At 64.7% G+C, this 19,828-nt stretch carries 18 protein-coding genes and 1 tRNA gene; 7 read left to right on the forward strand and 12 right to left on the reverse strand.

Annotated features, from left to right (window positions below):
- Positions 1 to 138: 138 nt before the first annotated feature.
- From LB515_RS28130 to chvE, 5 genes are all read right to left on the reverse strand, one after another.
- The gene (locus LB515_RS28130) at positions 139 to 261 is read right to left on the reverse strand and encodes a hypothetical protein (protein ID WP_263481479.1); all 123 of its coding nucleotides are present in this window, start codon (positions 259 to 261) and stop codon (positions 139 to 141) included.
- Between the two features lie 187 nt (positions 262 to 448).
- Positions 449 to 1,444 carry an AraD1 family protein gene (gene araD1 / locus LB515_RS12575; RefSeq protein ID WP_095766187.1) on the reverse strand — a complete coding sequence of 332 codons (996 nt, stop codon included), beginning with the start codon at positions 1,442 to 1,444 and terminating at the stop codon, positions 449 to 451.
- Between the two features lie 203 nt (positions 1,445 to 1,647).
- Positions 1,648 to 2,943, reverse strand: a complete 1,296-nt coding sequence (gene mmsB, locus LB515_RS12580; RefSeq protein WP_224627329.1) for a multiple monosaccharide ABC transporter permease — start codon at positions 2,941 to 2,943, stop codon at positions 1,648 to 1,650.
- Positions 2,940 to 4,472, reverse strand: coding sequence for a multiple monosaccharide ABC transporter ATP-binding protein (gene mmsA / locus LB515_RS12585; protein WP_224707902.1), 1,533 nt, complete (start codon positions 4,470 to 4,472; stop codon positions 2,940 to 2,942). Before mmsA ends, mmsB begins: the two co-directional genes overlap by 4 nt.
- A 187-nt stretch (positions 4,473 to 4,659) precedes the next feature.
- On the reverse strand, positions 4,660 to 5,730 hold the full coding sequence (chvE, locus tag LB515_RS12590; protein ID WP_095765887.1) for a multiple monosaccharide ABC transporter substrate-binding protein: 1,071 nt from the start codon (positions 5,728 to 5,730) through the stop codon (positions 4,660 to 4,662).
- Between the two features lie 293 nt (positions 5,731 to 6,023).
- On the opposite strand from chvE, the gene LB515_RS12595 reads away from it, so the two are divergent.
- On the forward strand, positions 6,024 to 7,013 hold the full coding sequence (locus tag LB515_RS12595) for a LysR family transcriptional regulator (protein WP_224707903.1): 990 nt from the start codon (positions 6,024 to 6,026) through the stop codon (positions 7,011 to 7,013).
- Between the two features lie 102 nt (positions 7,014 to 7,115).
- Positions 7,116 to 7,451 (forward strand): protamine-2 (modular protein), encoded by a 336-nt coding sequence (locus tag LB515_RS12600; protein ID WP_095765885.1) that lies wholly within the window; start codon positions 7,116 to 7,118, stop codon positions 7,449 to 7,451.
- A 252-nt stretch (positions 7,452 to 7,703) separates the two neighbouring features.
- On the opposite strand, the gene LB515_RS12605 is transcribed toward LB515_RS12600, so the two are convergent.
- Positions 7,704 to 7,777: transfer RNA gene (locus LB515_RS12605), tRNA-Gly, on the reverse strand.
- A 139-nt stretch (positions 7,778 to 7,916) separates the two neighbouring features.
- Here LB515_RS12605 and LB515_RS12610 point away from each other — a divergent pair.
- Positions 7,917 to 8,186 (forward strand): DUF6460 domain-containing protein, encoded by a 270-nt coding sequence (locus LB515_RS12610; RefSeq protein ID WP_181166832.1) that lies wholly within the window; start codon positions 7,917 to 7,919, stop codon positions 8,184 to 8,186.
- Between the two features lie 12 nt (positions 8,187 to 8,198).
- Here LB515_RS12610 and LB515_RS12615 read toward each other — a convergent pair whose 3' ends face one another.
- A complete protein-coding gene (locus tag LB515_RS12615; protein WP_140843989.1) occupies positions 8,199 to 9,101 on the reverse strand; it encodes a histone deacetylase in 903 nt (300 codons plus the stop codon).
- A gap of 123 nt (positions 9,102 to 9,224) precedes the next feature.
- Between LB515_RS12615 and LB515_RS12620 the strand changes: the two genes are divergently transcribed.
- On the forward strand, positions 9,225 to 10,559 hold the full coding sequence (locus tag LB515_RS12620; RefSeq protein WP_224707904.1) for an MATE family efflux transporter: 1,335 nt from the start codon (positions 9,225 to 9,227) through the stop codon (positions 10,557 to 10,559).
- On the opposite strand, the gene LB515_RS12625 is transcribed toward LB515_RS12620, so the two are convergent.
- A complete protein-coding gene (locus LB515_RS12625; RefSeq protein ID WP_224707905.1) occupies positions 10,552 to 11,643 on the reverse strand; it encodes a quinone-dependent dihydroorotate dehydrogenase in 1,092 nt (363 codons plus the stop codon). The genes LB515_RS12620 and LB515_RS12625 overlap by 8 nt on opposite strands.
- Positions 11,640 to 11,987 carry a DUF952 domain-containing protein gene (locus LB515_RS12630; protein WP_224707906.1) on the reverse strand — a complete coding sequence of 116 codons (348 nt, stop codon included), beginning with the start codon at positions 11,985 to 11,987 and terminating at the stop codon, positions 11,640 to 11,642. Before LB515_RS12630 ends, LB515_RS12625 begins: the two co-directional genes overlap by 4 nt.
- Before the next feature lie 112 nt (positions 11,988 to 12,099).
- Between LB515_RS12630 and LB515_RS12635 the strand changes: the two genes are divergently transcribed.
- On the forward strand, positions 12,100 to 12,531 hold the full coding sequence (locus LB515_RS12635; protein WP_224707907.1) for a hypothetical protein: 432 nt from the start codon (positions 12,100 to 12,102) through the stop codon (positions 12,529 to 12,531).
- Positions 12,532 to 12,658: 127 nt separating this feature from the next.
- Positions 12,659 to 13,318, forward strand: coding sequence for a response regulator transcription factor (locus tag LB515_RS12640; protein WP_224708046.1), 660 nt, complete (start codon positions 12,659 to 12,661; stop codon positions 13,316 to 13,318).
- 97 nt (positions 13,319 to 13,415) lie between these two features.
- Here LB515_RS12640 and LB515_RS12645 read toward each other — a convergent pair whose 3' ends face one another.
- Positions 13,416 to 14,675, reverse strand: coding sequence for an MDR family MFS transporter (locus LB515_RS12645; RefSeq protein WP_224707908.1), 1,260 nt, complete (start codon positions 14,673 to 14,675; stop codon positions 13,416 to 13,418).
- Positions 14,676 to 14,792: 117 nt separating this feature from the next.
- A complete protein-coding gene (locus LB515_RS12650; protein WP_224707909.1) occupies positions 14,793 to 15,449 on the reverse strand; it encodes an O-methyltransferase in 657 nt (218 codons plus the stop codon).
- An 84-nt stretch (positions 15,450 to 15,533) separates the two neighbouring features.
- Between LB515_RS12650 and LB515_RS12655 the strand changes: the two genes are divergently transcribed.
- Positions 15,534 to 16,169 (forward strand): TetR family transcriptional regulator, encoded by a 636-nt coding sequence (locus LB515_RS12655; protein ID WP_224707910.1) that lies wholly within the window; start codon positions 15,534 to 15,536, stop codon positions 16,167 to 16,169.
- A 9-nt stretch (positions 16,170 to 16,178) separates the two neighbouring features.
- Here LB515_RS12655 and LB515_RS12660 read toward each other — a convergent pair whose 3' ends face one another.
- Positions 16,179 to 19,664 (reverse strand): PAS-domain containing protein, encoded by a 3,486-nt coding sequence (locus LB515_RS12660; RefSeq protein ID WP_224707911.1) that lies wholly within the window; start codon positions 19,662 to 19,664, stop codon positions 16,179 to 16,181.
- Positions 19,665 to 19,828: the final 164 nt, after the last annotated feature.

Genomic DNA, 19,828 nt, shown 5'->3' on the forward strand with positions numbered 1-19,828 from the left:
GAAGCTCCTGGTCGTCCTCAACGCTATCATTCGCGACAAAACCGCATTCGCGTGAACACAGTTGCCATGCCGTGACGCCTGAGCGCCGCCACGGTGCCGAACGCTCACCAGCCAATTCCGCGAGAGAACTCGAACCATTCAGGATGATCTTCTGGAGCCTTGGCCGGTCTTGTGCCCCGGCATGCGGTGGGTAAGGTCATTGGCGACACCGAAATAGCGTGCCACCTTCTGGCTCGCAGTCATGTAAACATAGCCTGTCATGTTGCGATCTTAGCTGGCGCTGCGCCAACGGTTATTCTGGACGGCAGCAGTCTACGCCCAATGTCACGGCATGGATTCTAGGGTCTGCGCGCGTCGCTTCGCTCCTTGCTCCGCCCTAGAATGACGAAGTGGAAGAGGCAGCTTCCTTCGCGCCCCTCTGGCCTGCCAGTCACCGGGAGATCGGGCGCTACAGCGCCTTCACCGCCACCTTGACCGGCTTCTCGATCTCCAGCGGATTGCGCAGCGGCAGGCCGAAATCCGGCGCCTCGATCTCGAACGTATCGCCGGCCTCGGTCCTGATGCCATCGGCGAAGGAGAGCGTCGCGGTGCCGAACATATGCACATGCACGTCGCCCGGCTGGCGGAAGGCCGAATATTTGAAATGGTGGTGCTCGAGATTGGCGATGGTGTGCGACATGTTCGCTTCGCCCGACAGGAACGGCTTTTCCCAGAGCAGCTTGCCGTCGCGCCAGATGCGCGAGGCGCCGCGGATATCGGCGGGCAGCTCGCCGATCAGGATTTCAGGGCCAAACGAGGCGTTGCGCAGCTTGGAATGGGCGAGGAACAGATAGTTCACCCGCTCGGTGACGTGATCGGAGAACTCGTTCGACAGCGTGAAGCCGACGCGGAACGGCGCGCCGTCATCGCCGATGACATAGATGCCGGCGATCTCCGGCTCCTCGCCGCCATCCTGCGCGAAGGCCGGCGACATCAGGGGTGCGCCAGGCGCCACCGCCATCGTGCCGTTGCCCTTGTAGAACCATTCCGGCTGCACGCCGACCTGGCCTTTGGCCGGCTTGCCGCCTTCGAGGCCCATGCGGAACATCTTCATGGAATCGGTGAGTTCCGCCTCGCCGCCCTCGCTGAGCTTCTTGTGCATGGAATCGCGCGTTGCCGCGGAGCCGAGATGCGTGAGCCCGGTGCCGGTGAGATGCAGATGCGCGGGATCCGGATGGTTGATCGGCGAGACCAGCCTGCCCCTCTTATAGGCGGCATCGAGATCGACCGTCTCGCCATAGCCCTTGCGCTCGATCAGCGCTTCGAGGCCCGTGCCTGTCCGCGCGGCCTCCATCGCCAGCGAATAGACGCTGCGCGCGCCGTTGATGACCCTGGTCTTGCCGCCGCCATTGCGGGCGACGACGCGGATCGTCTCGGCGTCGTCGAGGATCTGGGAGATCAGCATGTTTGAACCCTCTCTCATCTTGCCTGGCTGCCCGCGGGCAAACCTTGACCGGCGCGGCGCGGAGAAATCCGTGCCACGGTTGAAATTCTTCGTCCGGATTGCGCTCGCGAGCCCGGTCCTTGCCTGGACTTCTTGGCGCCGACGGGTTGCCGGCAGCTTCGCGATCTGAAACCCGTATGCCTCCTTAAGTCCGCTTCAGGTCTTCAGGCCTTGTTCTTGTTGTAGACGTCGAAGATGACGGCGCCGAGCAGCACCAGGCCTTTCACCACCTGCTGCCAGTCGACATTGACGCCCATGATCGACATGCCGTTGTTCATCACGCCCATGATGAAGCCGCCGACGACGGCGCCGATCACCTGTCCGACGCCGCCCATTGCCGAGGCGCCGCCGATGAAGACGGCCGCGATGACGTCGAGCTCGCTGCCGAGACCGGCAGCCGGCACGGCCTGGCCGAGGCGCGCCGCGATGATCAGGCCGCCCAGTGCCGAGAGCACGCCCATGTTGATGAAGACCAGCAGGGTCAGCCTTTCGGTGTTGATGCCCGAAAGCTGCGCGGCCTTGGCGTTGCCGCCCATGGCGTAGATCCGGCGGCCGATGGTCATGCGCTTGGTGACGAAGACGAACAGCGAGATCAGCACGCCCATCACCAGCAGCACGACCGGCAGGCCCCTGTAGCTGGCGAACTGGAAGACCAGGAACAGCGCCAGCGCGCTGCCCACCAGCGTCTTGACGACGAACAGCGGGAAGGGCTCCGCCTCATAGCCGTGACGCTCGCGCTTGCGCCGCGTCCTGAAGCCGAAATAGGCATAGGCGAGCACCGCGATGAGGCCGAGCACGACCGTCGTCATATGCAGCGTCAGTCCGCTGCCGACGATCGTCTTGCCGGCGGCGTTGACCGTCGGCGGGATCAGCGTCAGCGGGCCGATCACGTCCGGGATAAAGCCGGAGCTCAGCGCCTTGAAGCTGTCCGGCAGCGGACCGACCGAGGAGCCACCGCCGAGCAGCGCCTGGCAGATGCCGCGGAAGATCAGCATGCCCGCCAATGTCACGATGAAGCTCGGTATCTTGTGATAGGCGATCCAGTAGCCTTGCGCAGCGCCGATGAGCGCCCCGACGATCAGGCACACGATCGAGACCACCAGCGGATTCGAGAACATCCCAAGCGGCCAGATCACCATCATCATTGCCGCCAGCGCGCCGATGAAGCCGGCGACCGATCCGACGCTGAGGTCGATATAGCCAGCGACGATCACCAACAGCATGCCAAGCGCCATCACGATGATGAACGAGTTCTGCTGCACCAGATTGCTGAGGTTCACCGGTTTGAACAGCGTTCCCGACGTCGTGTACTGGAAGAACAGCATGATGACGATCAGCGCGATGATCAGGCCGTATTCGCGCAGGTTCGTCGTCAGCGCCGAGACGGCGACGCGCGGACCCTGCTGCTTGACGTCCTCGGCGAGGCCGCTTTGCGGCGCGGGAGCGCTTTCTGTGCTCATGATGCTTTTCCTTCTCCGCGAACGATGGCGCGCATGATTTTTTCCTGGCTTGCGTCGCTTGCAGCCATTTCGCCGACTATACGCCCTTCGTTCATCACATAGATACGGTCGGAGATACCGAGCAGTTCGGGCATTTCCGACGAGATGACGATGATCGCTTTGCCCTCGGCGGCAAGGCGCGCGATGATCGTATAGATTTCGTACTTCGCGCCTACGTCAATGCCGCGGGTCGGCTCGTCGAGGATCAAAACCTCCGGATCGGCGAACAGCCATTTCGACAGCACGACTTTTTGCTGGTTGCCGCCCGAGAGGTTGCCGGTCAGCTGGTAGACGCTGGAGGCGCGGATGTTGGTCTTCTTGCGGTAGTCGTTGGCTACGCTCATCTCGCGCATGTCGTCGATGACGCCGCGGCTGGAAACGCCGGAGAGGTTGGCCAAAGTCACATTGTGCTTGATGTGGTCGATCAGGTTGAGGCCGTAGGTCTTGCGGTCCTCGGTGACATAGGCGATGCCGCTCGCCACCGCCTTGCTCACCGATGAGAGGTCGATAGGCTTGCCGCGCAGCGACACCTCTCCGGTGATATGCCGGCCGTAGGAGCGTCCGAAAAGGCTCATCGCGAATTCGGTCCGGCCGGCGCCCATCAGCCCGGCGATACCGACAACCTCGCCCTTGCGCACATTGAGGTTGATGTTCTTGATCACCTGCCGCTCGGCATGGATCGGGTGGTAAACCGACCAGTCCTTCACCTCGAAGATGACGTCCCCGATCTCCGGCTCGCGCGGCGGGTAGCGGTCGTCGAGCGAGCGGCCGACCATCGAGGTGATGATGCGGTCTTCCGAGATATCTTTCCTCGGCAGAGTCTCGATGGTGCGCCCGTCGCGGATCACCGTCACCTTGTCGGCGACGCGGTTCACTTCGTTGAGCTTGTGCGAGATCAGGATCGAGGTCATGCCCTGGCGCTTGAACTCGAGCAGAAGGTCAAGCAGCGCCTGGCTGTCCTTTTCGCTGAGCGACGCCGTCGGCTCGTCGAGGATCAAGAGTTTCACTTCCTTGCTAAGCGCCTTGGCGATCTCGACCAACTGCTGCTTGCCGACGCCGATATTGGTGATCAGCGTCTTGGGATCCTCCTTGAGCCCGACCTTCTTGAGCAGGGCGGCCGTGCGCGTCTCGTTGGCGTCCCAGTCGATGACGCCGTAGGTGGCGTGTTCGTTGCCGAGGAAGATGTTTTCCGCGATCGACAGCATCGGCACCAGCGCCAGCTCCTGGTGGATGATGACGATGCCGATATGCTCGCTGTCGTGGATGCCTTTGAAATGGCATTCCTGGCCGCGGAAGATGATCTGGCCCTCATAGGTGCCGGACGGATAGACGCCCGACAGCACCTTCATCAGCGTCGACTTGCCGGCGCCGTTCTCGCCGACGACGGCGTGGATCTCACCTTCCTCGACACTGAGATTGACGTTCGACAACGCCTTCACGCCGGGAAACGTCTTGGTGATGTCGCGCATCTCCAAAATCGTCGAGGCCATGAGGTTCTGCTCCCTGGCGCCTGCCTTCCATTCGCGGAAAGCGTCATGCGCGAAATCAACATACTGCAGTCTGGTCAGCGCCGCGACTGCGCACGGCGCTGCATAAGCCGGCAAAAACAATACCGGGGTCGCTTGTGAACGAAAAGGGGTCCTGCGGTCGCGCAGGACCCCTTCCTGTGAGGCTGGATTACTTCAGCTCTTCAGCCTTGATGTAGCCGGAGTCGACGACCAGTTCCTTGTAGTTCGACTTGTCGACCTCATGCGGCGTCAACAGGATCGAGGGAACGACCTTGACGTCGTTGTTGTAGGTCTTGGTGTCGAGGCCGTCCGGCTTGCCGCCGGAGAGCACCTTGTCGACCAGCTGCACGGTGGCCTTGGCCAACTCGCGGGTGTCCTTGAACACGGTCGAGTACTGCTCGCCCGAGATGATCAGCTTGACCGAGGCGGTCTCGGCGTCCTGACCGGTCACGATCGGCCAGGGCTGCGCCTCCGTGCCGTAGCCGACGGCGCGCAGCGAGGCGGTGATGCCGCGCGACAGGCCGTCATAGGGAGACAGAACGCCGTCGACGCGGCTGCCGTCCGAGTAGTTGGCCGAGAGCAGGTTGTCCATGCGCGCCTGGGCGGTGGCGGCGAGCCAGCGCAAGGTGCCGACCTTGTCCATGCCCATCTGGCCGGACTTGATCTTGATCGAGCCGTCGTCGATCAGCGGCTGCAGGACGGACATGGCGCCGTTGTAGAAGAAGAAGGCGTTGTTGTCGTCCGGCGAGCCGCCGAACAGCTCCACGTTCCACGGCTTGGTGTTCGGGAAGCGCTCCTTGAGGCCCTTGACCAGCGAGTTCGCCTGGATCACGCCGACGCCGAAATTGTCGAAGGTGGTGTAGTAGTCGACATTCGGGGTCTTCTTGATCAGGCGGTCATAGGCGATGGTGACGACGCCGGCATCATTGGCCTTCTGCAGCGCGTCGGCCATGGTGGTGCCGTCGATTGAAGCGATGATCAGCGCCTTCGGGCCTTTGGTGATTTCGTTTTCCAGCTGGCTGAGCTGGTTCGGGATGTCGTCCTGCGCATATTGCAGGTCGACGGTGTAGCCGAGCGCTTCGAGCTGGGACTTGACGGCGTCGCCGTCATTGATCCAGCGCTGCGAGGTCTTGGTCGGCATCAGCACGCCGACGAGACCCTTGTCGGCGGCATGCGCCGAATAGGTCGTGGCGGCAATGCCAAGGGCCGCGATGGCGGCCAGCGTCTTGATGATCTTCACGATTACTCTCCCTGGTTGATGGACGCGACACCTCGGGGCTTCGCGGGCCGCGCAGTCGAGCAGGTGCGCTGGCGCGCCACTGTCGGCTTTATCGATCTCCGGTATCCTCCCAATCGGCCCCGCGGCGCAGTTTCAATCGATACGATTTCGCTCGTCGCCGACCCCTGCGCATCGGAACGCGCGGAGGGTGGGTTGCTTTGACATAACTGTCAAATGCGATCTTTGCTGGTTGCTATATCAAGACTGGTATGGCTTAAGCGATCGATAGAAACCCGCACAGGAGACCGAAAACAATGGCGGCGTTGCGCGATCCCGATGCGATTTCAGGTGGTTACGAGAAATTGCCGCGAGATGGCGAGACGTTGCTGCGCAGCGGCCTCAGTCTCCGCCAGATGCGCATGATTGCCGCCTTGGACGATCACGGGCGGGTGAGCGCCGCCGCCCAGGTCATGAACATCTCCCAGCCGGCCGCCTCGCGCATGATCGCCGAGATGGAAGCGGTGCTCGACGTGAAGTTGTGCGAGCGGCTGCCGCGCGGCGTGACGCTGACCCCCTACGGCCAGGCGCTCGCCCGGCGCGCCCGCTCCATCCTGCTCGAGATGCGGGAGGCCGATCGTGAGATTTCCGAGCTCAAGGCCGGCAAGGGCGGCTCCGTATTCCTCGGCGCGGTCACGGCGCCGGCGATCGAGCTGGCCGTGCCGGCGATCCGTGAGATCCGCCGCATCTATCCGCGCATCGAGATCACAATGCAGGTCGAGACCTCAAACGTGCTGGCCCGCGAGCTGATCGCCTCGCGCCACGACTTCATCATCGCCCGCATCCCGGACGATCTCAATCCGCGGCTCTTCGAATCGCGCGTCATCGGCGTCGAGAAGGCCTGCCTCATCGTGCGCCGCGGCCACCCGCTGGCGAGCGGCAAGATGGTGCGGCTGGAAGATACCGCGGCCTATGACTGGGTGTTCCAGTCCGGCGGCTCGCCGCTGCGCCAGGCGATGGAAAGCAACTTTTTGAATCGCGACATTCCGCTGCCCGACCGCATCCTCAACACCTCTTCGCTGCTGCTCACCTTGGTGATGGTGGCGCAGTCCGACGCCATCGCACCGGTCTCGATCCAGGTCGCCAAGTTCATCCAGGGCGGCGATGGGCTGGCCGGCGCCATCGATGTCGTGCAGACCGAGTTCGACATCGAGGTCCGGCCTTACAGCCTGATCACGGTCAGGAACCGCGCGCTCTCGCCCGCCGCCAAGATGCTGCACGACTTCATTTTGCGCGAGGTGGGCTAATGGAACGAGAATGCTACTTGCACGTTCAAACCGATCGGTCGCTCCCTGGAGCCCGTTGCGGGTGAGGAAGGGCTGCCGTGCCCAACAGCTCGGGAGGTTTTTATGGAACGTCGGTTGTTTCTCACCGGAATGCTTGGCGTTGCGGGGGCGGCAGCGCTTGCAAGCCTGGCCGGACCCAGCAAGGCCGTTGCCGGTATTCCCGCCGGCAACGGAATTCTGGATGAATTGGATAAGCCGGATCCGGCCATCTACGAGGAGGATGACCAGGCCGATCTGCTGCAGCCAGCCCAGTACTACCGCCGTCGGTATTACCGTGATCGGTACTACCGCCGCCGCCGGCGCCACGTTTGGAGAAGGGTCTGCCGGCGCTACTGGCGCCATGGCCGGCGTCATGTCCGCTGCTGGCGCCGCCGCGTCTGGATCGGCTTCCGGCTCTAGAGCATGATCATCTAGGTCGATAGCGACCATGTATCGGGGCTGCCGGGTGAATCGCTGACTGGGGTCTTGCATGGGTGTGCAAGACCCCAACGCTCGCTTTACAAACAGCCGAATTCACCCTCGCGCAAACTGCCCGGCCTGAGGGTCGACCCGATGCAATTCCGCCCCGCGATCGCCGGCAGCCGACCTGAATCGGACGCGCAATTTGGCCCCTTTGTGAGGCCTCACTCAAATCCCTGCGGTGCAAGCTGGTGGAGCGGGTAGCGGGAATCGAACCCGCGCGTTCAGCTTGGGAAGCTGACAAGCTACCATTACATCATACCCGCTTCGGCCACCTCGTTAACATGATGGCAGGGCGTCAAGCAATCGGCAAAGCGGAACCGCGGCTCCATTGCTTGATGCCTTTCCGCGGAATGCGTATCTCTGATATCGCCCCGCCCCGAATCGGGCGGCTCGAACCGGAGGATGGCCTTGTCCGCACTGACGCGCTTTCTTGGCGACACGCCGCTCAGGGTGTTCCTGAAGCTGCTCGTGGTCTCCTTCCTCGTCGGTCTTGTCATGCATGCCTTCGGCTGGTCGCCGATGGACGTTTTTTACGGCATCCGCCAGTTCTTCGTCGATCTGTGGAATCTTGGCTTCCACGCCATCGACCGCTTCCTGGGCTACATCCTGCTCGGCGCCGCGATCGTTGTGCCGGTGTTCATCCTGCTCAGGATCGCCAGCTACCGGAAATAGTTCGGCGCGGCCTCACGCATATCCCGAGGCGACCTCGAACAGGATGGCGTGGCGCGCGGCCAGCGCCGGCACGTCGGTCGAGTAGCCGCCGCCGATGACGCCGCACAGCGGCACGCCGCGGTTGCGGAAATGGCCGATGACCATGTCCTCGCGGGCGCTGAGACCGTCGTCGGTGAGCGCCAGCCGGCCGAGCCTGTCCTCGGCATGGACATCCACGCCGGCATTGTAGAAGACGATGTCCCAGCGCCTTTGCCCGGAGAGTTCCGGCAGGATGGCGGCGAGCCGTTCGAGATAGGCGTCGTCGCCTGTCCCGTCCGGCAAGGCGACGTCGAGGTCGGAGGCGATCTTGCGCACCGGGTAGTTGCGCTCGCCATGCATGGAAAAGGTGAAGGCGCGAGGCTCATCCTTGAGAATGTCGGCCGTGCCGTCGCCCTGATGCACGTCGAGGTCGACGACCAATACGTTTGCGACGGCGCCCTCGGCCAGCAGCGCCAGCGCGGCGACGGCGACATCGTTGAAGGTGCAGAAGCCGGCGCCTTGCGCACGCCTGGCATGATGGCTGCCGCCGGCGGCGTTGCAGGCAATGCCATGTTTAAGCGCCAGCCTGGCAGCCAACACCGTACCCGCGGTGGCGAGCTGCGCTCTCAGCGACACGCGCGGGCCGATCGGAAAGCCGATCTCGCGCTCTATTTTCGCCGGTACCTGGCAGGCGATCACCTGATCGACATAGTCGGCCGCGTGCGCCAGCTTCAGGCGTGCGGCCGGCGCCGGTTCCGGCATCGAAAGCGCGCCGTGCACGGCTAGACCGCGTAAGCGCAAAGCCTCCATCAACAGCGGATATTTGCTCATCGGAAAGCGATGATTGACGGCGAAGCCTGCGTCATAATCGGGGTGATGGACGATCTGCAGCGGCATGAATTGGTGGCTGCGCCAGGTTTGCAATTCGGTTGGCAGCCCGGCGGATATGGTTGCGTGATGCCGGCAAACTGGGGCACATCGGGTCCTCGATCAAGCCGGAATCGGACAGGCAGCAATCCCTTGGACGCGACTCAAGCCAACGCCAGGTCTTTCGTCGTCACCAACCGCTCGGTGCTGGCGATCGCCGTGCCGATGACGCTTGCCTATCTGACGACGCCGCTGCTCGGCATCGTCGACACGGCGGTGGTCGGCCAATTCGGCGACGCGGCCCTGCTTGGCGGCCTGGCGGCGGGATCGCTGGTCTTCGACGTCGTCTTCACCAGCTTCAACTTCCTGCGCTCCGGCACCACCGGCCTCGTCGCCCAGGCCTTCGGGCGCGGCGATGCGCTGGAGGAGCAGGCGGTGCTGTGGCGCGCCGTGCTGATCGCGGTCGTCGCAGGCGTCGTGCTCGCCGCCCTTGCGCCGTTCTTTGCCGTCGCCGGCCAATGGTTCATGGGCGCCGAGCCGCGCGTTAGCGAAGCGATGTCGGTCTACATCCGCATCAGGCTGCTCGCCGCGCCCTTCTCGCTGATCAACTACGCCATACTGGGCTACGTGCTGGGGCGAGGCGAAGGCGGGCTCGGGCTGATGCTGCAGGCGGTGCTCAACGGCATCAACATCGCGCTCTGCTTCCTGCTCGGTCTCGAGCTCGGCTGGGGCGTTGCCGGCGTCGCCTGGGCGACCGTCACCGGCGAGTTCCTGGCCATGCTGCTTGGCCTTGCCATCGTGCTCAACCGTTTCCGCAAGCTGCAGCGGCCGTCGCGCCGGCGTATCCTCGATTTGCCGGCCTACCGGCGCATGCTGTCGCTCAACCGCGACATCATGATCCGCTCCTTTTCGCTGCTTGCCGCCTTCGCGCTGTTCACCAGGCAGGGCGCGCAGTTCGGCACGGTGACGCTCGCCGCCAACGCCGTGCTGATGAATTTCTTCCTCATCGCCGGCTATTTCCTCGACGGCTTCGCCACCGCCGCCGAGCAGCTTGCCGGCCGCGCCATCGGCGCGCATGCGCCCGCCCCGTTCCGGCAGGCAGTCCGGCTGACGCTGATCTGGGGCTTTGGCCTCGCCGGTATCGCCACGCTCATCCTGCTGACCGCCGGCGCCAGTCTGGTGGCGCTCGTGACGACCTCGATGGATGTTCGCGCGGTCGCCGACACCTATCTTCCCTGGGCCGCCTTCACGGCGCTGAGCGGCGTGCTGGCCTTCCAGATGGACGGCGTCTTCATCGGCGCCACCTGGTCACGCGACATGCGTAACATGATGCTGTTGTCGTTCCTCATCTTCAGCGCTGCGCTCATCACCCTGGCGCCGGCACTCGGCAACAGCGGCCTGTGGGCATCGCTGCATGTTTTCCTGCTGGTGCGCGGCTTGAGCCTGCTGACGGTGCTCAGGCTCAGGGTGAAGACAGCTTTCAGCTGATCGGTTTTGAAGCCCAGCGCTCGCAAGCCGAGTCTCGCAGGTCCCTGATCGACCCAAGCCGCTCGCGTTCCATGAACCGCGCCATGCCGGCGACGATGCGCCCGGGCAGCGCCGGCCCGGCATAGATCATGCCGGTGTAAAGCTGGACGAGGTCGGCTCCGGCGCGGATCTTCTCCAGCGCCGTCTCGGCGGAATCGACCCCGCCGACGCCGATGAGGACAATGCTTGGGCCGAGCAGCTTGCGCATGCGGGCGAGCACGGCGGTGGAACGCTCGAACAGCGGCTTGCCCGAAAGGCCGCCGGCTTCGCCTGCCACGGTCGTGCTCCGCAATCCCGTCCTTGCAAGCGTCGTGTTGGAGACGATGACGCCGTCGATCTTCTTCTCGGCGATCTCGGCGGCGATGTCTTCCAGCTCCGCCTCGACGAGGTCCGGCGCGATCTTGAGGAAGACCGGCGGCTGCGCGGGGGCCGCGGCACGTGCTTTCATCACACGTGACAACAGCTCGCCGAGCTGCTCGCGCGCCTGCATGTTGCGCAGGCCCGGCGTGTTGGGCGAGGAGATGTTGACCGTCAGATAGCTCGCATAGGGCGCGAAGCGGGCGACGCCGCGCTCATAATCGGCGATGCGGTCGGCGTTGTCCTTGTTGGCGCCGATGTTGACGCCGACGATGCCTGGCCGCCCCTTGCGCGCGGCAAGGCGCTTTTCGGCGGCCGCGTGGCCTTCATTGTTGAAGCCCAGCCGGTTGATCACCGCCTCGTCCGCCGTCAGCCGGAAGATGCGCGGCTTCGGATTACCGGCTTGCGGCAGCGGCGTGATGGTGCCGACCTCGGCGAAGCCGAAGCCAAGCCCAAGCAGCGCGTCCGGCACTTCGGCGTTCTTGTCGTAGCCGGCGGCCATGCCGAGCGGGTTTGGAAAGTCGAGGCCGCAAAGGCTGATCTTGAGCCGCGCGTCATGCGTCGGGCGCCGCGGCGCCGTCGCGCCGACTGGCAGCCCGCAGCGCAGCGCCGCGATCGACAGGCCATGCGCGGTTTCCGGATCGAAGGAGAAAAGCAGCTTTTGGCCGATCCGGTCGAGCACGCTCATTCGCCCTCCAGCCTCGGGAATTCGTGGCCGCCGGCGCCGAGCGGCAGCGGTTTCACCCAGAGAACCGCATCAAGGTCGAGCTCGGCGTAGAGATGCGGGAACAGGCCGCCGCCGCGCGAGACCTCGTATTTCAGCGCATCACCCAGCCTTGCCGCGTCGATCGCGATCAGCAGCAGGTCCGTCTGCTCGGCGAAATGCTTGGCCGCCGTCTCGCGAACCTGGCCGGCGGTGGAGAAATGGATGAAGCCGTCGGCGATGTCGATCGGCGCGCCGGCGAAGCGCCCGTTCTTCTCGGCTTCACGCCAAAGCGCCTCGGGCGCGATCTTGTAGATAATCTGAGACATTGTCGCGCTATAGTCCGAACCGAAGGTGCGGGGAAGGCTCGAAGCTCGACTCTTCCCCATTTCCGGCGCAAACCTGTGATAGCCCGCCTTCACTGGCTCATGGAGGAACAACATGCGTCTGCAGCACATCGTGATCCCCGCGGCGCTTTGCTCGCTGGTTGCCGCATCCGCCTATTCCGAGGAAACCGACCACTACCGTTTGGAGAAGTCGGCCAACGGCTATGTCCGCATGGACACAAGGACCGGCGCCATGTCTGTCTGCGAGGAGCGCTCAGGCCAGCTCGTCTGCAAGATGGCCGCCGACGAGCGGGCCGCCTACCAGGACGAGATCGACCGGCTGGACAATTCGGTCAAGGCGCTCGACGCGCGCGTCGCCAAGCTCGAGAATTCGCTCTCGGCCCGGCTGGAATCGCAACTGCCGAGCGAAGAGGATTTCAACAAGACGATGGGCTACATGGAGCGCTTCTTCCGGACCTTCAAGGACATTGTCAAGGACCTGGACAAGGAAGACGGCGGCGGCAAGCTGAACCAGCAGAAGACCTGATTGCAAAGCCGCCTTGGGGAAAACCCCGCGCGCGGCCTTTGCCGCTTGAAAACGCGCCGCGTCGCCGCATAATCATTCCGGTCCCCGCAAGAAGCACACAATGATGATGGGATCGGGGGAGGACTATTTGCCGTCGGGCCACACTTTCGTCATTGCCGACGACCATCCGCTTTTTCGCGGCGCGCTGAAGGAGGCGCTTGCCGGCATCGGCGACGTTGCCGCCATCCACGAGGCCGGCGATTTCGAAAGCGCCAAGGCGCTGGTGCTTGTCAATGAAGATATCGACATGGTGCTGCTCGACCTGTCGATGCCGGGCGCCAGCGGCCTCTCCGGCCTGATCTCGCTGCGCGGCATCCATCCGGCGGTGCCGCTGGTGGTGGTATCGGCGCACGACGATCCCGTCACCATCCGCCGCGCGCTCGATCTCGGCGCTTCCGGCTTCATCTCCAAATCGGCCAGCATGGATGAGATACGCGGCGCTGTGCAGGCGGTGCTTGCCGGCGACATTGCCGCGCCGGCCGGCATTGAGCTCGGCGTCGAGCGCGACCCGGAAATCTCCGACCTGATCAAGCGGCTCCAGGCGCTGACGCCGCAGCAGACGCGGGTGCTCGGCATGCTGGCGGAGGGCCTGCTCAACAAGCAGATCGCCTATGAGCTCGGCGTCTCCGAGGCCACCATCAAGGCGCATGTCTCGGCCATCCTGCAGAAGCTCGGCGTCGACAGCCGCACCCAGGCGGTCATCCAGCTGTCGAAGATCGGCGGCGACCCGCTGCAGCCGGTCGGCTGATCGCAGGCACCTCAGGCGAAGCTTTTCACCCTAACTGAACCCGACCAGCGCGGATCGATCATGCGGTCGCTTCGCGTCGGGTCGATGGCTGCGCCCGTCAGCGATAGTTTTCGACGGCGGAGCCCAACTGCGACGCGGCATCATCCTCGGTCGGGCCTGAAGGATTCCGCGCCCGCCCGATCGCGGCGCCGAGGCCCAGCGAAGCGATCGCCACCAGTGGAATGCCGGCGATCCAGGGCAGGCGCGGCGCGAGCGCATAGAGCGCCGTACCGATCGACGGTCCGAGCGAGTCCTTGAGGTCGACCGCCACAGACGAGGCGGCCATATAGGAAGCGCGTCGCGGCGATGGCGCGAGCGCGTTGACGGCGGTCGGCACGAGCGGCCCGACCAGCATCTGTCCCACCGAGCAGAAGCTGACTGCGGCGACCAGCGAAAGTATCGCCGGCGAGGTCGCCAGCAGGGCAAAGGCGGCGATCGTCGAGATGCCGGCGCCGGCTGCCAGCCAAAGCGCTGATCGCGTCTCGGCAAAGCGGCTGACCAGCATCTGCAAACCGACCGTCAGGGCGGCCGCATAGGCAAACAGCGCGCCGACACCGGACGGGGTGAGCGTGCCGGCATCCTGCGCATAGAGCGGGATGACCGCTTCGATCCAGTTGCCGGAAATCTCGAACAGCACGACCCAGGCGAGCAGCTTTGCTAGGCGGCCGTCGTGGAAGGCCGGCAGCAGCGCCGACAGGCCTTCCTCTTCCTCCGTTTCCCCATGGTCGGCTGCGGCATGGCCGCGCGTCTCGGCGAATGCGGCAAGCATGACGATGCCGCCGAAGAGCAGCATACCGCCGCCGGCCAGGAACACGCTGCCAAGCGAAACGAGCGCCAGCAGCGCGCCGCAGGCCGGGCCGAGGATCTGTCCGGCGCTCGAGCTGACGCGCGCCATGCCGAACCAGCGCGGATGCGCCGACGGCTCCGTCACATCGGCGATTGCCGTGAGGATGGTCGGGTGAAGCACCGACTCGCATATGCCGGTCAAAAGCAGCACGGCCGCGGTGGCGGCGACGCCATGGGCGAAGAACAGCGCGACGAAGCCGCAGCCGACGCCGAGCGACGACAGGATCAGCACCGGCCGCCGGCCGATCCGGTCGGCGATGCCGCCGATCAGCGGCGCGGCGATCAATTCGCCGCCCGCATAGCAGGCAAACAAAAGCCCGATCGCGCCGATCGGAATCTTCGCCTCGCCGCTCGCCCAGAGCGGAAAGAAGGGCACCAGCGCGCCGTCGGCGAAACCGGCGCAGAAGAACAGGAAGAGGCCGAGCAGGGCCGGGCGCGGCAGCCCGCGCCAGAACGATGGGAGGAGGGTCATGATGTCACCTACGCGTCAAAGGCCGAAGGCCGGAGCCAGAAGGCCGGGATTGCGCGTTGGTTGACGTAAACGCCTACGGCTGCCTCAGAAGCAGCATGGGGTAGTTTCGAGCAGGCCTTAGCCGAGCCGCATCGACAGCTCCACGTCGTCGCCGAACGGCGTCGACATATAGCCGCCGGCCGGCCCGCGCACCCGCTCCAGATATTCGGGCGAGAAGTCGGCATTGTCGGCGATGACCAGCGCGCCCGGCCTGAGCCGGCTCTCGACCAGGCTCAATATCTCCGGATAGAGCGCCTTGGCGCCGTCGAGCAGCAGGAGGTCTATCCGCTCGGGCAGATCGGTCGCGAGCGTTTCCAGCGCGTCGCCCTCGCGGATCTCCACCAGGTCGATGAGGCCGCCTTCCGTCAGATTGGCCTTGGCCCGGGTTACCTTCGACGGCTCGAATTCCGTCGTGATCAGGCGGCCGCCGCCATTGTCGCGCAGCGCCGCGGCGAGATAGAGCGTCGAGATGCCGAACGATGTGCCGAATTCGACGATGATGCGCGCGCCGGTGCTGCGCGCCAGCATGTAGAGCAGCGTGCCGGTCTCCGGCGAGACCGCAAGCCACAGGTCCTTCAGGCTGCCGTAGAACTGGCGATACTCGGTCTTGCTGTGCAGCAAGCGCGTCCGTTCCTCGCGCGAGTACCGTGCGATCGCCGGACTGGTCGCCGCGTCGGCCTCCTTGAACAGGCGGGCGAGCAGTGGGGCCAAAGGGGTTGCGGTCAGGGTGGTCATGGCTGTCTCCGGCGGGGTTCTTGTGTTGCTTCGAAAAATACGAATAATCCTTCAGGTTTCCAATTCGCATTTCGGCGCGCGACCATGATCCAACGCTCAAGCCCTTCAATTTCCACCCGAAAACAGCCAAAGCAAGCGCGCGCCACGGAGCTGGTCGCGGCGATTTTAGAGGCGGCTGCTCAGGTTTTGGCTGCTGAAGGCGCGCAGCGTTTCACGACCACGCGCGTCGCCGAAAGGGCGGGCGTCAGCGTCGGTTCGCTCTATCAGTATTTCCCGAACAAGGCGGCCCTGCTGTTCAGGTTGCAGAGCGACGAATGGCGCGAGACCACCGAGCTTTTGTGCGGCATTCTCGAAAACGCCGAATTATCGCCGCTCGAGCGGATAAGAACGCTGGTCCATACCTTCATCCGCTCCGAATGCGAGGAGGCGGCGGTGCGCGGCGCCCTGAACGACGCAGCACCGCTCTACCGGGATGCGCCGGAGGCCGAGGAGGCGAGGGCGGCGGCGAGCCGGACCGTCGAGACCTTCATGCGCGAGACGCTTCCTGACGCGCCGGATATCGGCCGCGCCCTGGCCGGCGACCTGATCATCAAGACGCTGAGCGCCGTGGGGGCGGATTTTTCGGAAAGGGAGCGAACGGCCGATGAGATCGAAGCCTATTCCGATGCGCTGGCCGACATGTTCTGCGCCTATCTCCGGAGCCTCGGCCATCGCGGCTAAGCTTTGGGGTCACTCCGCCGCCGGCGCCAGCGGCCTGACGCGCGCCATCATCGAGCGCAGCACGGCCGGCTTCAGCGGCTTGTTGATGACCGGAATGTCGAGCCGGCCGGCAGCCGCGCGCACCTCGCTGGAACGGTCGGCGGTGACCAGCACGCAGGGCAGGTCCTGCCCGTAGGCGGCGCGCAGCGTGGCGACCGCATCGAGCCCGGTGCCACCGTCGAGATGATAGTCTGCCAGCACGAGGTCCGGCTTCGGCGCGCCGGGCTTCAGGAGATCGCCTGATCCCGAAGCCGTCTCGACGCGGCATCCCCAGCCTTCGAGCAGCAACCGCATGCCGTCGAGAATGCGCGCGTCATTGTCGATGCACAGCACATTGAGCCCGGCAAGCGTCGAGGCGGAGCGGGCCGGCGCCTTGCCGGCCTCGCGCGGCGGCGCGGCGACCTCCGCGACCGGCAGGATCACGGAAAAGCGCGTGCCCTTGCCGGGGTTGGAGTAGATGCGGATTTCGAGCCTCAGCACCCTGGCGATGCGGTCGACGATGGAGAGCCCCAGGCCAAGGCCTTCGGCCTCGCGCGCGCCCTCGTCGAGGCGCGTGAACTCGTGGAAGACGGTGCTGAGCTTGTCGCCGGCAATGCCGATGCCGGTGTCGATCACCTGGATCTCGGCCAGCTCGCCGCGTCGCCGCACGCCGACCAGGATGCGGCCTTGGCGCGTGTATTTGATGGCGTTGGAAACGAGATTCTGGATCAGCCGGCGCAACAGGTTCCGGTCGGTCATGACGCCGAGCGAGGATGGGATGATCTTCAGATCGAGCTTCTTTTCGGCGGCCAACGGGCGAAAATCGTTGCCGATCTGGCCAAGCAGTCCGCCCAGGTTGAAAGCGGTATTGTCGGGCTTCATGGCGCCGGCATCGAGCCGAGAGATGTCGAGCACCGCGCCGAGGATGGTCTCGACCGATTCCAGCGAGGATTCGATGTTGACGGCGGCCTTCCCGGCCGGTCCCTTGCCTGCCTTCTCGATCAGCGACGAGCAATAGAGGCGGGCGGCATTGAGCGGCTGCAGGATGTCGTGGCCGGCGGCGGCGAGGAAGCGCGTCTTGCCGAGGTTGGCTTCCTCGGCCAGCATCTGCGCCTGCGCCAGTTCCTCGTTGACGCGGGTGAGTTCGATGGTGCGGGTCTTGACCCGTTGCTCCAGCGATTCATTGGCCCGCTTCAGCGCCAGGTCCTGCTCGACGCGGCCGGAAATGTCGGCATAGGTGGCGACGATGCCGCCGTCGGGCATCGGGTTGGAGCGCAGCTCCAGGATGCGGCCGCTGGTCTTCAGCTCCATCTGCCACGGGCCAGCGAAACTGGTCAGCCGGTTGAGCATCGTCACGCGCTGGTCGGCGGGAATATCGCCGCGCTCGGCGAGATGATGGAGGATCCGGTCGAGCGAGACGCCGACCTGGCCCATCTCGTCCGGCAGGTCGAACAGCAGCCGGTATTGCCGGTTCCAGCAGATCAGTCGGAAATCGCGATCGAAGACGGTGATGCCTTGCTCCATCTGGTCGAGCGCGATCTGCAAAAGGTCGCGATTGTGCTGCAGCGCCTCGGTGGCGTCGTCGAGCAGCTTGAAGGCATCCTTGGAGTCGCGATCGTTGCGGCGAAAGAGCAGCGACAGGATCAGCCGCGCCGAGGACGAGCCGACGGCGCTCGCCAGCAATTGCTCAGAGAAGCGGATAACATCCATGCTGGCTTGTTCGGTGCCGTGCAGAGAGACTTTCGCGTCCCTCTCGAAGGATTGGAACGAGCGCTCCGTGCGCTCGACACCGAGATAGCGTGAAATCGTATCCTTCAGGTCGTTGACGGTGACGGCGGTGCGGAAGCGGCGCAGGCTGGGCATCGGGCCTGCCTCGCGCGGCACGAAGATCGCCGCCTGGATGCGCTCCAGCGGCACGGACGCGCGGGAGAGGGAGCCGAGGACGAAAAACAGCGCATTGACCGAGAGGCTCCACAGCACGCCATGGTTCAGCGGCTCGCCGACGGTGCCGAACAGCGCCTGCGGCCTCAGCGCCTCGAAGCCGAACAGACCGTGGACGACTATGTCGGAAGCCGGGCCGACGAGTGAAGGCAGGAGCAGCGTGTAACCCCAGACGGCGATGCCGGCGACCATGCCGAGGGCTGCGCCCCGGCCGTTGGCGCGGCGCCAGATCAGCCCGCCGACCAGCGCCGGCGCGAATTGGGCAATCGCGGCAAACGACATCAGCCCGATCGAGGACAGCCGCGCGCTATTGGTGCTCTCGCGATAATAGAGGAAGGCGATGAACAGCATTATGAAGATCGAGGCGCGGCGCACATTGAGGATCAGCGTCGACCAGTCCTCGTTCTCCGAAGAACTCGTCTTGAGCACGCGGCGCACGAACAGCGGAATGACGAGATCGTTGGAGATCATGATCGAAAGCGCGACGCTCTCGACGATCACCATCGCGGTCGCCGCCGACAGTCCACCGACGAAGGCGGCCATGGCCAGCACGTCATGGCCGCTGAACAGCGGCAGCGACAGCACATAAAGGTCGCTGCTGGTCTTGCCGCCGACCAGCGACAGGCCGGCAAAGGCGATCGGCAGCACGAAGAGGTTGATGGCCACGAGGTAGAGCGGGAACACCCAGGTCGCCGTGCGCAGCTCCGCCTCGCTGCGGTTCTCGACGATGGTGACGTAGAACTGCCGCGGCAGCATCAGCACGGCAAACCCGCTCAAGCCGGTCAGCACCAGCCAGGTTGCCAGGGAGGTGCTGTAGCTCATCGCCTGGCGCACCTGGCTGTTTCCGGCAAGCCTGGCGAACATGTCGCCGGGCCCGCCGAAGATCAGGAACATCACCATCAGGCCGATGGCGAGAAAGGCGGCGAGCTTGACCACGGTCTCGACCGCCACCGCCAGAACCAGTCCGTCCTGATGTTCCGTGGCATCGGCATGGCGGGTGCCGAACAGCACCGCGAACAGCGCCAAAAGCATCGCCACCACCAGCGAGATATCGCTGACGAACGGATCGAAAGAGGGGGGCGAGCCCGTATAGTGCTCGACCATCAGGCTGACGGAACCCGAGATCGCCTTGAGCTGCAGCGCAATGTAGGGCACCGCGCCGATGGTCGCGATCAGCGTCGCGATCGCCGCGACGGTGAAGCTCTTGCCGTAGCGGGCTCCGAGGAAGTCCGCGATCGAGGTGATCTTCTCGCTTTTTGCCAGCCGGATCATGCGGTTGAGCAGCGGGAAGCCGAATACGAAGACCAGCACTGGACCGGTATAGATGCCGAGGAATTCGAGGCCGCGCTCGGAGGAAAGGCCGACCGAGCCGAAGAAAGTCCAGGAAGTGCAGTAGATGGCGAGGCTGAGCGCGTAGATGAAAGGCCGCGCCCGGCCGAGCCCGGCTGCCACCGAGCGCCGGTCGCCGACGCTGGCGATGGCGAAAAGCAGCGTCACATAGGCGATCGCGATGATGACGACGAACCAGCCTTGCACGGTCCGCACTTCCTCCCTGGCCGGTTTCCTCATCCGGTCGTTAAGACGCAACCACAGCTTGGAGCCCAAGTCCATCGCGGCTTTTGGCGCATATGCGGCTGACGAGGCAGGTAAGCACAAACCGGTGTCTTCGCCCTTTTTTCCGGTTTTTCAACCGGGGGTTT

It is taken from the genome of Mesorhizobium sp. CA15 (genome assembly GCF_020165215.1).
Lineage (GTDB): Bacteria > Pseudomonadota > Alphaproteobacteria > Rhizobiales > Rhizobiaceae > Mesorhizobium.

Bases quoted from the DNA above. Each gene is read 5' to 3' on its own strand.
- LB515_RS28130 (WP_263481479.1), bottom strand. From the start codon at position 261: ATGACAGGCTATGTTTACATGACTGCGAGCCAGAAGGTGGCACGCTAT.
- araD1 (WP_095766187.1), bottom strand. From the start codon at position 1,444: ATGCTGATCTCCCAGATCCTCGACGACGCCGAGACGATCCGCGTCGTC.
- mmsB (WP_224627329.1), bottom strand. From the start codon at position 2,943: ATGAGCACAGAAAGCGCTCCCGCGCCGCAAAGCGGCCTCGCCGAGGAC.
- mmsA (WP_224707902.1), bottom strand. From the start codon at position 4,472: ATGGCCTCGACGATTTTGGAGATGCGCGACATCACCAAGACGTTTCCC.
- LB515_RS12595 (WP_224707903.1), top strand. From the start codon at position 6,024: ATGGCGGCGTTGCGCGATCCCGATGCGATTTCAGGTGGTTACGAGAAA.
- LB515_RS12600 (WP_095765885.1), top strand. From the start codon at position 7,116: ATGGAACGTCGGTTGTTTCTCACCGGAATGCTTGGCGTTGCGGGGGCG.
- LB515_RS12610 (WP_181166832.1), top strand. From the start codon at position 7,917: ATGGCCTTGTCCGCACTGACGCGCTTTCTTGGCGACACGCCGCTCAGG.
- LB515_RS12615 (WP_140843989.1), bottom strand. From the start codon at position 9,101: ATGCCGCTGCAGATCGTCCATCACCCCGATTATGACGCAGGCTTCGCC.
- LB515_RS12625 (WP_224707905.1), bottom strand. From the start codon at position 11,643: ATGAGCGTGCTCGACCGGATCGGCCAAAAGCTGCTTTTCTCCTTCGAT.
- LB515_RS12630 (WP_224707906.1), bottom strand. From the start codon at position 11,987: ATGTCTCAGATTATCTACAAGATCGCGCCCGAGGCGCTTTGGCGTGAA.
- LB515_RS12635 (WP_224707907.1), top strand. From the start codon at position 12,100: ATGCGTCTGCAGCACATCGTGATCCCCGCGGCGCTTTGCTCGCTGGTT.
- LB515_RS12645 (WP_224707908.1), bottom strand. From the start codon at position 14,675: ATGACCCTCCTCCCATCGTTCTGGCGCGGGCTGCCGCGCCCGGCCCTG.
- LB515_RS12650 (WP_224707909.1), bottom strand. From the start codon at position 15,449: ATGACCACCCTGACCGCAACCCCTTTGGCCCCACTGCTCGCCCGCCTG.
- LB515_RS12655 (WP_224707910.1), top strand. From the start codon at position 15,534: ATGATCCAACGCTCAAGCCCTTCAATTTCCACCCGAAAACAGCCAAAG.